This is a genomic window from Clostridium sp. MSJ-8 (genome assembly GCF_018918325.1).
Lineage (GTDB): Bacteria > Bacillota > Clostridia > Clostridiales > Clostridiaceae > Clostridium.
On record NZ_JAHLQH010000017.1, the window covers coordinates 49432 to 63375 of the forward strand.

Sequence of the window (13944 nt, forward strand, 5' to 3'; positions counted from 1 at the left end):
TATGGAGGACAGAGTTGTTTTGAAAAAAGTAATAATTGCAGAGAAGCCTTCTGTAGCTAAGAATATAGCAGATGCGTATAAAATAAAGAAGAGATTAGATGGATATTTTGAAGGTGAGAATTATATAATAACATGGGCATTTGGACACTTATTGCAGTTATATGATGCAAAAGATTATGATGAGAATATGAAGGGATGGAGAATGGATAAGTTTCCGTTCATTCCAGCACAATTTAATTATAAAATAAAAAGTGATAGTGTTAATAAGTCTATAACAGATAAAGGTGCAGAAAAGCAGATCAATCTTATTAAGTCGCTTATAGAAAGAGAAGATGTAGATGGAGTTATATCAGCTACTGACTATGATAGAGAAGGGCAAGTAATAGGCGATGAAATATTTTTATTTTTAAATGAAAAGAAGCCTGTTTATAGAATATTACTTAATGAGTGGACGGAGAATGAAGTAAAAAAAGGAATGGATAATCTTAAACTTAATTCAGAGATGAAGTCACTTCAAGATGCAGGAATAAGCAGACAATGGGCTGATTGGATTATAGGAATTAATCTTACTTCTGTTGCTACTCTTAGATATTCAAGTAGGGAAGATAATAAGATTATTAATATAGGTAGAGTATTATTACCTACCCTTAAAATTATATATGATAGGGATAAAGAGATAGAAAACTTTAAATCTTCAACTTATTATAAACTTATAGTAACCTTTAAGACATCAGATAATAAAGAGTTTGAAGCAACATATTATGATAACAATAATAATGAAAAATTTGAAGATAAAAATATAGCTGAAAATCTTAAGAATAGATTAAATGAAAAGAATGCTAATATAATTGATAAGCAAATAGAAAAAAAGAGGGAATATGCGCCTCTTTTATTTAATCTATCAAGTTTACAAGGATATGTAACTAGTAAGTATAAAGGGTGGACATCTGATAAGGTTCTTAAAGTAGCTCAAGGATTATATGAAAAGAAATTCACAACTTATCCTAGAACAGGAAGTGTGGCATTAGATGAGAGTTTAAAAGAGAAAACTAGAAAGGTTCTAGAGGTAGTGAAGAAAGGATTACCTTATGAAGAACAAATAAAATTTAAAGATAATAAAAGGATATTTGATAATTCTAAAGTCGAAAGTCACAGTGCAATAACACCTACATATATAATTCCAACTAATTTATCAAAGGATGAACAGATAGTATATAATGCTATAAAAAATAGATTTATTATGCAATTTATGCCTATTGCAGAGTTTGAAGAAACTAAGCTTAATATGAAAATTAACGATTCTGAGATAACAGGTTTATTTATTGCAAAGGGAAAAGTACAAATAGTAGAAGGATGGAGAATTGTAGAAAAAATAGAAAGTAAAGATACTATATTACCATTAGTTAATAAAGGTGATGTAGTAGATGTAGTAGATTCTAAAGTAAATGCAGTTACTAAAAAACCACCTAAGATGCATAACGAGAAAACATTGCTTAGGGTTATGGAAACATGTGGCAAGAGCTTTAAAGATGAAGAAAATTCTGAAGAAATGATGGCATCTATTTTAAGTGGGTTTAGTATTGGTACACCAGCTACTAGGGCTGAAACTATAAAAAAACTAAAAGAAGCAGGATATATTAAAACAAAAGGAAAAAGTTTAACAACTACAGAATTAGGGAAAACTTTAGTAGAGATATTTCCTGTTAAGGAATTATTAGACCTTGAGTACACAGGAAGGTTAGAAAAAACATTATCTGATATAGAAAAAGGTAAATTTAAGAAAGATGAATTCTTAAATATGATAAAAGATTTTACAATCAAGGCAGTAGATGATATAAAAAAAGACACATCTATGCTTAAGAATTTTAAGGTTCCTCTTCCAGAAGGTGCTGAGAGCTTAGGAAAATGTCCTGTATGTGGTAATGACATAATAGAAAGTGATAAAGCTTTTGGTTGTACTAATTGGAGAAATGGATGTAAATATACTATTTGGAAAGATGATAAGTTCATTGCTTCAATAGGCAAAAAAGTTTCAAAAGAAATGGTACAATTACTTCTTAAGAATGGAAAGGTTGGTTTTAGAAATATAAAAAGTAAAAAGGGAACTGTATATGCTGCTTATTTTAGATATGAATTGAATCCGGAAACAGGTTATTATAGTTGGAAAGTAGAATTTATTTAAATCAATAATTTGATATTAATTAACTGAAAAGATAAGTAATCAAAAAATATATTAGATAATTTTTTAAAAGTAAGAATTACTGAAGACATAAGATACTTGTAATAATATAGATATACTAAAAATCATCATAACGCATGAATAATTAAAATAGAATTGATTTGATGGAACAAAGCTTTTTTGCTAGGGAAGAATTAGTAATGTTTATAATAAATAAAATACTGCAAGAAATTGAAGAACAGTATGAATAAAATTGAGCAAACGCTTTGTAAAATCAAAGTCATTCTATTTTAATTGGTTACTGAAACTAATGCTATTATATTTTAATTATCTGTTTAATTTTTGTTATTCATAGACATAATCATATTCATAAGTTGATTTATATCAGGCATGTTCATATTATTATTCATTCCATTATTCATATTAGGGATGTTTGTATTTTGTCCTTTCGTATTATTGGTAGCATTCATGCCTTGTGTGTTCATGTTGTTCATTCCATATGGATTATACATGCTTTGAAGCATAGCCATTAGAGGATTCATATTGTTTTGTCCATTGAAATAAGGATTCATATTATTGTTTTGAATGTTATTCATAAAAGGAAACATATTTCCTATTAATCCGTTTAATAATATATTTATTAGAGGATTCATATTAGTTCACCTCGAAAATAGCGTTTTGTATATATTATTTGATAGAAATAGAAATTGATACATATTTTTATGAAGGGAGTATTATTACAAAAACATTGTCGACCTATACGCACCTTTTAGGTTGACGAATTAGAAATATGGATATATAATGTTTACAAGAAGTTTAAGAGGTGATTTTTATTATGAAATTAAAAACAAGAGAATTAACATTTATTGCATTAGCAGCAGCATTAATGGCTGTATTTTCACAAATAGCATTACCTATAGGTTCGGTACCTATGACTGTACAAATTTTTGCAGTAGTGCTTATTGGTGCTGTATTAGATAAAAAATCAGCAACTATTGCTATGGTAATTTTTGTGTTATTAGGAGCAATAGGTATACCTGTTTTCGCTAACTTCAAGGGCGGTTTAAGTGCAATATTAGGTGCTACAGGTGGATATTTATATGGATTTATACTTACAGCTTTTGTTGTAGCATATCTTAAAGAATATAATAACAAAATATTATTATGTGTTGGAACAGCATTATCTGTAGTGTTAACAGAATTTATAGGAACTTTACAACTTAAAGTTGTATTATCTTTAACTATGTCGCAAGCTTTAGCTGCTGGATTTATTCCATTTGTATTAAAAGATATTGTATTGGGAATAATTGCTTTATTTGTAGGAGAATTATTAACTAAAAAATTAAGGATAGCAAGGGTCGCAAATTAGTATTTTGTGTATTGTGTATTATATGTAAAGATAATATTAAAAAACTATGTTTTATAAATATACCTCTTGTGCTTATGTTAAAATTTTTATATGGTACATATTTTTATAAGCGTAGGAGGGTATATTTATGGAACAAAAGAGATCTTTAGTAGAAGTAAATAAAAATTTAAAAAAGGTAATTGCCATATGTGACTTTACTTTCTTAATAGTGGTTATTCAATTATTAATGAGAAAAATGGCAGTTAAAGCTGCTATTGGGATACTTATATTATTGATTTTAACACCAGTATTAAATCATATTGCATACAAAAAGAAACCTAATAGTAGATGGATACAAGTTATAAGTGGTACAGGAGTGTTTTTAACTTTCTTTATAGCATTATTTTTTGTGGACATGGAGTTCTATCCACTTATTATAGCTTATGTAGCTATATATGTTATGTTTGCTAGTATAAAAAGTGTTTTTTATGTTATGATACCATATGTAATAATGGCAATAGTTAAAATTATTACTGTAGTTAATTTTGACAATTTTGTTTATGATGGAGATGTTGCAACAGCAGTAATGATGCTAATATCCGTTATTATATCAACAGCTATTTTATCAATTGTTGCTAATATGGTTGATAAACAATTATTGATAAGTGAAAAAGCATTAGCTGATATAGAGTTATCTAATAAGGAACAAAAAGAATTAACTAAAACAATATTGGATATTGTTGATTCAACAACAGCAGGAACAGATAAGATAAATAATATAGTTTCAGATATAAATACATCAACTAAATCAGTGGCTAATGCTATTTCGAAGTTAGCAGGTGGAGTTGATAATGTTTCACAAAACATACAAAATCAATCAAATGAGATTAATTTAATTCAAGATAAGATAACTTCATCAGATAAAGCTTGTATTATAATGAGTGACACAACTAAAGAAACAATGCAAGTTATAAAAAAAGGTAATAATGTAGTGGAAGACCTTGCAAAAGAAAGTAATAAGGTTACTTACAATACACAAGAAGTAAATTCTCTTATGGAGCAATTAAGTGAAGAATGTGAAGAAATAGCAAAAATAACAGATGTTATAACAGATATTGCAGATCAAACTAATCTTTTAGCATTAAATGCATCTATAGAAGCAGCTAGAGCTGGTGATATGGGTAAAGGTTTTGCAGTTGTTGCATCAGAAGTAGGTAATCTTGCAGATAAATCAAAAGAATCTATAGCAACTATTTCGCAAATAATAGATAGATTACTTGATAAAGCTGAAAAGTCAAAACAAATGGTTGCAAAATTAGTTGATAGTAATACAGCTCAAAATAATTTAGTTGAAGAAACTAAAAAAGTATTTATAAATATTAATAGCAATATGCTTAAGACAGAAGAAAAGAATAATATAGTTAAAAAGAGTATTAATGATGTATTGATTTCAAATGAAGAAATAACTAAATCTGTTAAAAATTCCTTAAGTATAGCTGAAGCATCAACAGCATATACAGAAGAAACTTATGCATTATCTAATGAAAATATAAATAAAACAGAAGAAGCAGAGCAATTGGTTAAACAATTGAATGAAAATATATCAAAATTAAAACAATATACTGAAAAAGAATAAAATCAAAAAAAATTATTGATAAATTTATTATTAGATAAACTATATTTTACAATAATTAATATCAAAATTATATGTTTAAGTAAATAATATAATATGGATAAAATCCAATGTTATTTGTATCTGATTAATATTATATTTATTATTAGTATCAATATTATATGTTTTCATAAATGGCATAATTTCATTAAGGATTTCTAAATATAAAAAAATTAAGGTAGCTAAATGTTGTAAACTCACTAAAGTTCAAACAGTACAACATTTTAGACGCTACCTTAATTTTTTTATAATAAGAAATCCTAAAATTCATTATGAATATTTATTCAAAGCAATAATATTGAGACTAACTAAGAAAAGTATAATATTAACATTATCAAATAACATTGGATTTTTAATTATAATAATATTATTTTACGTAAATCAATAATTTGATATTAATTAACTTAAAAGATAAGTAATCAAAAAAATATATTTAATAAATTTTTTTAGTAAGAATTTTTGAAGAATTAAGATGCTTATAATAATATAGATACACTAAAAATCAATATAACGCTTAAATAATTAAAATATAATATGCTTAGTGGAAGTAACCATTATTGTTAAGGTTAGAATTATAGGTGGATATGGAATAATATAGCCATTAAGAATTAAATATTAGTATGAATAATATGGAACAATAGGTTACTGAACTAATGCTATTATATTTTAATTATAAACATTCATTATGAATATTTATTCAAAGCAATAATATTGAGACTAACTAAGAAAAGTATAATATTAACATTATCAAATAACATTGGATTTTTAATTATAATAATATTATTTTACGTAAATCAATAATTTGATATTAATTAACTGAAAAATAAGTAATCAAAAATAAATATATTCAATAATCTTTATTCTCTTGCAGGATATTTTTTTAGAGTATAAAATTAATACTATGAAATTATTAGTTACAAAATGAGGATGATAAAATGATATTTTCTACACTTAACATAAATAGTAATGAACCTATTTATACACAACTTAAGCAACATATAATTAATGCGATAAACAATGGAGAATTAACTAAAGATAGTAAGTTACCTTCAACTAGAGAAGCTAGTAAAGTTTTGGGGATAAGTAGAAATTCTATTATATCAGCATATGAAGAACTTGAAAGTGAAGGAATAATATTTACTAGAAGAGGTAAAGGAACCTTTATAGCTATAGAGTCAAGGGCTACAAATGAAGATTATTATGTGAATTATAGTGTGAATAAATATGGGAAAAGTTTAAGAAAATTAGATATTATAAAAACAGAATTGTCTTATGAAAAAGGGATGATTTCTTTTAAGTCGATAGCACCTGAAGATTCATTATTTAATTTAGACGAGTTTAAGAGAGCTATGTTAGATGCTTGGAGTTTCGAAGAACAGCATCTTCTTAATTATGGATATGCAAAAGGATATAAACCTTTAATTGATTATCTTATGCAATATATGGATAATAAAGGGGTTAATACTAATAATAAAGATATACTTATAACCAATGGGTTTACAGAAGCTTTTGACATATTAATCTCAACAATAACAGAAGAGGGAGACGTTATATTATGTGAAGAGCCTACTCATAATACTGCTATTAAGATTATGAAAGCACATGGAATTAAAGTGGTTCAAGTACCTATGGATAGAGAAGGAATAATAATATCAGAATTAGAGAAAACTATAAAACAGTATAAACCTAAATTTGCATATTTGATACCATCTTATAATAATCCTACAGGTATAGTTACGAAAGGGGCTAGAAGAATATCTATATATGAGACTTTGAGGAAGAATAATATTCCTATATTAGAAGATGGTTTTAATGAAGAATTATTATATTCTAGCTCTGCAGTTATGCCTATGGCATCTCTTCAGGGGGAAGGTAATGGAGTTATATATATAGGGAGTTTATCTAAGATATTATTTCCTGGATTAAGAATAGGTTGGATTTTATGTGATAAGAATCTAATTGATGTATTAGAGAGTGTGAAGAGAGGAAGAACTATACATTCATCATTTTTAGATCAAAGTACGTTATATTACTATATGAAAAGTGGTGCATTTAATAGATACTTGAAGAATGTAAGAAAATATTATAGAGATAAGTATATGTTGGTCATGGATCAAATAGAGAAAAACATTCCTTATGAATATGTAACAGGTGAAGGTGGATTACATGTTTTTATTAAACTTAAAGGAGGAATATCATCTAGAAAGCTTTTAGATTTATGCTATAAAGATAAAGTGTTATTTACTCCTGGTGATGTGTTCTTCAGTGATTCATCAAAAGGTTACGATACACTTAGAATAGGTTTTGGAAGAGTTAAAGATGAAGATATAATAAAAGGTATTAGAATAATAGGAGAGAATGTACAGAAGCTATTATAGGCTATATTGAAGGAGAAAAATTTATTTATGGAAAAATTATATTATAAAGATCAGTATATAAGAGAATTTAAAGCAAATATTATAAGTATTCAAGAAAGGGATAATAAGATATATTTAGAATTAGATAAAACAGCGTTTTTTCCAGGTGGCGGAGGACAACATTGTGATTTGGGATATATAGATGATTCCAAGGTTCTAGATGTAATAGAAGATGGAGAGAAAATATATCATGTAGTTGATAATAAACCAACTCATGAAGCTAATGTAAGTTGTGTCGTAGATTGGAATAGAAGACTAGATGGAATGCAGCAACATCTCGGACAGCACGTATTATCAGGATGTTTCTTTAGCTTATTTAATAAGAATACAGCAGGAATACATTTAGGTAATGATATAAGTACAGTGGATATAGTAGGAGAAGTTACAGAAGAAGAGGTAAAAAAAGCTGAAATAAGGGCTAATGAAGTTATAAAAGAAGCTCATAAGGTAAATTTTGTTGTAACTAATAGAGCAGAAGCTAAAAAAATGGGACTTAGGAGACAACTGCAAACTAAGGATAATGTAATAAGAGTAGTAGAAATAGAAGGATTAGATATAAATGCTTGTTGTGGTGTTCATCCAAGTAATACACTAGAACTTCAAGTTATTAAGATAAAATCTATAGAGAAACACAAAGGAAATTCAAGAATAAGTTTTTTAGCTGGAAATAGAGCTGTTAATGATTATTTGTATAGAGATAAAATACTAGAGAATTTATGTAAAACATTAAGCGCAGGAGACATTGAAATAGAGAAAACTATCAATAATTTAAATAGTGATTTAAAAGAACTAAAAGACGAAAATAATTCTCTTAAAAATTCATTAGCTAATTATCAATTAAAGGAATTAGTTAGTAACTCTGAAGTGGTAAAGGGGATTAAAATAATAGTTAAGGAATTTAATAATGAGAATTCAAGATATTTATCTAAACTTATTAATTCCTTAGTTGGTGAAGATAATATAATTGTTTTATTTGCAAATAATCAAATAGATAAGGTAAATCTTTTATTTGGATGCTCTAAAAATTTAAAACAAATCAATATGTCAGATATACTTAAGGATAGTATTCAACTTGTAGATGGTAAAGGTGGCGGAAGCAAGATATTAGCTCAAGGTGGAGGAAAGAATGTTTTAAATATACAAAGTTCTTTAGATTATGCAGTTAGAAAAATAAAAGGATTATTGTAGATGAAAGGAAGAAATGACATTGTTAGATTTAAACAAGCTTATTAATAATGATTTAGATGGGCTTAGTAATGAAGAACAAGAATATGCTAAAGAGTTCAATAAATATCTAAGAGAAAATATAATTAAGAAATTAATAGAGAAGCAAGGTAGTGAGCTAATAGCTAAGTATAAAAGTGACATAGAAGATTATTATGAAACTTTAGGTAATATTCTAACAAAGGGTGTTAAAGGATATAATAATATGACATTAAAAATGCTTATAGATACGTATCTTACACAATATGATGAAACAGATTTTATTGAATTATTGAGCAATTTTAAATAGAAAAATAACAAAAGTTTAGATATTGACTTTCTTTGACTTTGAAATTATAATAATATTATTGAGTGTTTGAAGTGTTGATTTCAAACAAAAAGAATTATATATGGGGAGGAAGAAAAATGGAAGACGTAAAAGGAAGCATTTCAATTAATACTGAGAATCTTTTACCTATTATAAAAAAATGGTTATACTCAGATAAGGATATATTTATAAGGGAGCTTATATCTAATGGATGTGATGCAGTAGCGAAGTTTAAGAGATTAGTTAGTATGGGAGAAGCTACAGCGGATGACAACGAACAATATAAGGTTCTTGTAACTGTTAATGAAGAAAAATCTACTATGACATTTAGCGATAATGGGATAGGTATGACTGAAGAAGAAGTAGAGAAATATATTAATCAAATAGCTTTTTCAGGGGCTGAAGATTTTATTAATAAATACAAGGATAAAATGGGAGAAGGCAATGATATAATAGGACACTTTGGTCTTGGATTCTATTCAGCTTTTATGGCTGCTGATAAAGTTCAAATAGATACAATGTCTTATGTTGATGGAGCAAAACCAGTAAGATGGATATGTGAAGGTGGCACTGAATATTCTATAGGAGAATCAGATTCTAGAACTACTAGAGGTACTACTATAACTCTATATGTTAATGAAGAATCTAAGGAATTCTTAAAGGAATATACAACAAGAGGGATTATATCTAAATATTGTGCATTTATGCCGGTTGAAATATATTTAGAAGATGAATGTGTAGAGAAGAAGGAAGACGATAATAGCGTTGTTTCAGCTATAAATGATCCTAATCCATTATGGCTTAAGAAACCAAGTGAATGTACTGATGAAGAATATAAGGACTTCTATAAGAAGGTTTTCCATGAGTTTGATGAGCCTTTATTTTGGATTCATTTAAATGTTGATTATCCATTTAATCTAAAAGGAATACTATATTTTCCTAAGTTAAAGAGCGAATTTGAACTTACAAAAGGTGAAGTTAAATTATATAATAACCAAGTATTCGTAGCAGATAATATAAAAGAAGTAATACCAGAATTCTTGTTGCTATTAAAAGGAACTATAGATTGTCCAGATCTTCCACTTAATGTATCAAGAAGCTTTTTACAAGTAGATAAAGAAGTAAAGAAGATATCTAAGCATATAGTTAAGAAGGTAGCAGATAAATTAAATTCTATATATAAGAATGATAGAGAAAAATATAATGAATTCTGGGATGATATACAGGTATTTATCAAATATGGATGTATAAGAGATGAAAGTTTCTATGATAAGATAAAAGATTCATTAATATATAAGACTATAAATGATGAATATGTTAATCTAGAAGAATATTTAGAAAAAGCAAAAGATAAACATGAAAATAAAGTATTCTATATATCAGATGTAGACAAACAATCTCAATATATCAATTTATTTAAAGAATATGGATTAGATGCTTTGATTTTAAGTACTCCTATAGATAATAATTTCATATCATTCTTGGAATTTAAAGATGGAAAAGTTAAATTCCAGAGAGTTGATTCAGATATATCAGATGTTTTAAAAGATGATGTTGAAGAAGTTATATCAGATGAGGATAAAGAAAAGATTATAAATACATTTAAGGAAGCTTTAGGTGATAAAATTAAAGAATATAAGATAGAGAGCTTAAAAAATGCTAATACACCAGCTATGGTGCTTGTATCAGAATATTCAAGAAGAATGGCAGAAATGCAAGCACAATATGGAGGAGCAATGGGAATGCAATTCCCAGAAGAGAGAACCTTAGTTATAAATAATAATAACAGTATAATCAAGAAAGTTATAGATTTATCTAAAGATGAAGAAAATAATGAAAAAGTAAAAATGATATGCAATCAAATAGCAGACCTTGCACTTATTGCTAATAATGATTTGAAGGCGGAATATTTAGGTGAATTTATAAATAGATCTAATGAAATAATGAGTAAGTTATTGTAAATATTATAATTGTTGGATAATTATTATGTTTATTATTAGTATCAAATATTATATGTTTTCATAAATGGCATAATTTCATTAAGGATTTCTAAATATAAAAAAATTAAGGTAGCTAAATGTTGTAAACTCACTAAAGTTCAAACAGTACAACATTTTAAACGCTACCTTAATTTTTTTTTAATAATAAATCCTAAAATTCATTATGAATATTTATTCAAAGCAATACAGAATGATATAACCATGAAGAATTCCATATTAGTATAAATAATATGGAACAATAGGTTACTGAAACTAATGCTATTATATTTTAATTTTTATTATCTATAATCTTTCGAAATCATAATCTATAGCATTCTTACGATTAACATATATAGTTAAAATAATTACAATAAGAAATACAATATATCCAACTGTAAAATTCAAAGTAAATATTCTTCTAATATCACTGAAGTTCAAAAACATATTTATAGATGCAAATGATTGTAGTAAGGTACAAGTTTTTTTATAAATATTAAATATGGAAACACCTGTTGCTAGATAATTTGCAAGGGCAACCATAAGTGAACTAATTAGGAAGTTTGAGAAAATTCCTAACTTAGTAAGTTTACCACCAAATAATAAGAAAAATTGTGTTCCGCATAAGGCGATAAAAAGACCAGAAATAACGGCTCCTATGGTTGTGTTAAAATAACTTACAACTATACATAATATAATACCTATAAGAGAACCTATTATAGTTCCAATAAGACCTATAGAAGAGTTCAATATATTTCTTTGTCTCTTAGTTTCTTTTGGAATTTCTACTTTATCTATACACGAATTACATTTTAGTGTAGCTGCTCCTTTTATTATAAATGTTCCTATTTGACCACTTTCTCCGCAATCTGGACAACAAGTATATAATTTGTTGGCGGAGAATTCATCTATCATAAAATCTAAAAGATCTTTTAAGGACATTGCTAAGTTCTTACATGAACCTAAGGAATATTTTATTGATACATAATATTGTCTGTAAGAAATTGAGTCGATAAAAGAAAAAGAAGTTTTTACTTTTTCTAAAAAATCATCTAATTTTTTTGAATTGTAGTTATCGTTTAATTTTAAAGGCATAGATAAAAAACAAACACTTTTGAATTGTTGGATAGCTATGTTATAATTTCTGTAGATACCATTGCAAACGTTATAAGTTTGGTTACAATTTAAATTCAAAACATCTGCTATTTCTAATAATTTATTTTTCACAGAACCATTCCCCCTATCATTGAAATATTATATCAAAAAAAAGTAAAAATAACAATAAATACATATTTAGAGTTTACATAAAATAATACATATTATATAATTTTATCCAATAATTAATTGAAATATAAGTTATCATAAAAGAGATATAATAATAAATACTAAAATTTATTACAAATTTATAAAGATAATAGAAATGAATTCTTAATGGTGATAATATAGAATAGAAAAAATATTGTAAAAGATTATATATGGAGGCGTATATGAAGAAGATAATATCAATAATAGTTTTGAGTATGATGCTATCTGTTAGTGTTCTAAGTTGTAGCCAAAGTGGTACTGAAATAAAAGAAAATACAGAAAATTCTATAGTAATATGGGCAAATTTAAATACTAATGAGATAGAAGAGCTTCAAAAGATAGCAGATACATGGACGGAAAAGAATGGAAAAGATGTAATTATATATTCTACAGCTGCAACAGGTGCAGATTTTATAGAAACTGCAAAAAGTAGTAAGCCAGATATGTTTTTTGGAGTATCAGCAGAAGATACAGGTAGGTTATCTAAAGCAGATGCTTGTGCGGAAATACCAGAAGATTTTGTATCAAAAGATGAATATGTTAGTGATGATTTGATAAAAGCAACATCAATGGATGGAAAACAAATAGGAGTTCCAGTTACTCAAGAAACTGTAGTTCTTTATTATAATAAAGATTTAGTAGATGAGGTTCCTGAAACTATGGAAGAAGTTGTAGATATAGGTAAGGAAAAAGGATTGGCATTTGAAGTTACTAATTATTATTTTTCTTATGGTTTTGTATTATCTCAAGGTGGATATACATATAAGGAAAATGAAGATGGATCATATGACATTAATAATTTGGGTGTAAATAATGAAGGAGCAATAAAAGGATATAAATTTATTCAAGATTTAACTAATTCAAAAGATGGAATATTAGGTGGTATAACAGATTACTTAGCTTCTACTAAGTTCTCAGAAGGAAATACTGCATTTTATATAGGTGAATCAGGGAGAATTAGAACTTTTGATAATGCAAAAGTTAACTATGGAATATCAAAAATTCCATCACTAAATGGTAAAGAAGTTACTCCATATAAATATGTTAGAATGGCTGTAGTAAGTAAAGACAGCAACAAAAAAGAAGAAACTTTTAGTTTACTTAAAGAGTTTATACAAAAATCAGATGAAATATTTATGAAAACAGGACCTTATGCTCCTGTATATACAAAAAGTTTAGATAGTAATACTTATAATAATAATGAAAAATTACAAGTGTTATTAGATGAGTGTAATAGTGGAATATTATTACCTAATAATTTAGAGAACGAAGCAATTAATATGGTAATGAGTGGTGAACTTACAAAATTGGTTCAAGGAGAAATTACGCCAGAAGAATGTGGAAAAGAGTTAGAAGAAGAAATTCCAGATACTATAGATAAAGTGCTAACATATGACCAGTAATAAAGAGTAAATAATTTTCGAGTTAATAATCTCCATAAATGTAATAAATTATGGTATAATTATATTAGGAAAAACCTTAATTTTACTATGTTTATGGAGATTTTATTATGATA

At 26.5% G+C, this 13944-nt stretch carries 10 protein-coding genes; 8 read left to right on the plus strand and 2 right to left on the minus strand.

Annotation, left to right across the window (positions count from 1 at the left end; translation table 11 throughout):
* Positions 1 to 19 precede the first annotated feature (19 nt).
* Positions 20 to 2182: a DNA topoisomerase gene (locus KQI77_RS03260; RefSeq protein WP_216388343.1), complete on the plus strand. Its 2163-nt coding sequence runs from the start codon at positions 20 to 22 to the stop codon at positions 2180 to 2182.
* 332 nt (positions 2183 to 2514) lie between these two features.
* On the opposite strand, the gene KQI77_RS03265 is transcribed toward KQI77_RS03260, so the two are convergent.
* Positions 2515 to 2832 (minus strand): hypothetical protein, encoded by a 318-nt coding sequence (locus tag KQI77_RS03265; protein WP_216388344.1) that lies wholly within the window; start codon positions 2830 to 2832, stop codon positions 2515 to 2517.
* Between the two features lie 182 nt (positions 2833 to 3014).
* Here KQI77_RS03265 and KQI77_RS03270 point away from each other — a divergent pair, with 182 nt between their 5' ends.
* The 6 genes from KQI77_RS03270 (at position 3015) to htpG (ending at position 11108) form a co-directional block, all read left to right on the plus strand.
* The gene (locus KQI77_RS03270) at positions 3015 to 3548 is read left to right on the plus strand and encodes a biotin transporter BioY (protein ID WP_216388346.1); all 534 of its coding nucleotides are present in this window, start codon (positions 3015 to 3017) and stop codon (positions 3546 to 3548) included.
* A gap of 127 nt (positions 3549 to 3675) precedes the next feature.
* Positions 3676 to 5163: a methyl-accepting chemotaxis protein gene (locus KQI77_RS03275; RefSeq protein ID WP_216388348.1), complete on the plus strand. Its 1488-nt coding sequence runs from the start codon at positions 3676 to 3678 to the stop codon at positions 5161 to 5163.
* Between the two features lie 971 nt (positions 5164 to 6134).
* Positions 6135 to 7577, plus strand: coding sequence for a PLP-dependent aminotransferase family protein (locus tag KQI77_RS03280; RefSeq protein ID WP_216388350.1), 1443 nt, complete (start codon positions 6135 to 6137; stop codon positions 7575 to 7577).
* 27 nt (positions 7578 to 7604) lie between these two features.
* A complete protein-coding gene (locus KQI77_RS03285; protein WP_216388352.1) occupies positions 7605 to 8804 on the plus strand; it encodes a DHHA1 domain-containing protein in 1200 nt (399 codons plus the stop codon).
* 19 nt (positions 8805 to 8823) lie between these two features.
* Complete coding sequence (locus KQI77_RS03290) at positions 8824 to 9129, plus strand: hypothetical protein (protein WP_216388354.1); 306 nt, start codon at positions 8824 to 8826, stop codon at positions 9127 to 9129.
* Positions 9130 to 9245: 116 nt separating this feature from the next.
* Positions 9246 to 11108: a molecular chaperone HtpG gene (htpG, locus tag KQI77_RS03295; RefSeq protein WP_216388356.1), complete on the plus strand. Its 1863-nt coding sequence runs from the start codon at positions 9246 to 9248 to the stop codon at positions 11106 to 11108.
* A 321-nt stretch (positions 11109 to 11429) separates the two neighbouring features.
* Here htpG and KQI77_RS03300 read toward each other — a convergent pair whose 3' ends face one another.
* Positions 11430 to 12350 carry a hypothetical protein gene (locus tag KQI77_RS03300; protein ID WP_216388358.1) on the minus strand — a complete coding sequence of 307 codons (921 nt, stop codon included), beginning with the start codon at positions 12348 to 12350 and terminating at the stop codon, positions 11430 to 11432.
* Between the two features lie 260 nt (positions 12351 to 12610).
* Between KQI77_RS03300 and KQI77_RS03305 the strand changes: the two genes are divergently transcribed.
* Positions 12611 to 13831, plus strand: coding sequence for an extracellular solute-binding protein (locus tag KQI77_RS03305; protein ID WP_216388360.1), 1221 nt, complete (start codon positions 12611 to 12613; stop codon positions 13829 to 13831).
* Positions 13832 to 13944: the final 113 nt, after the last annotated feature.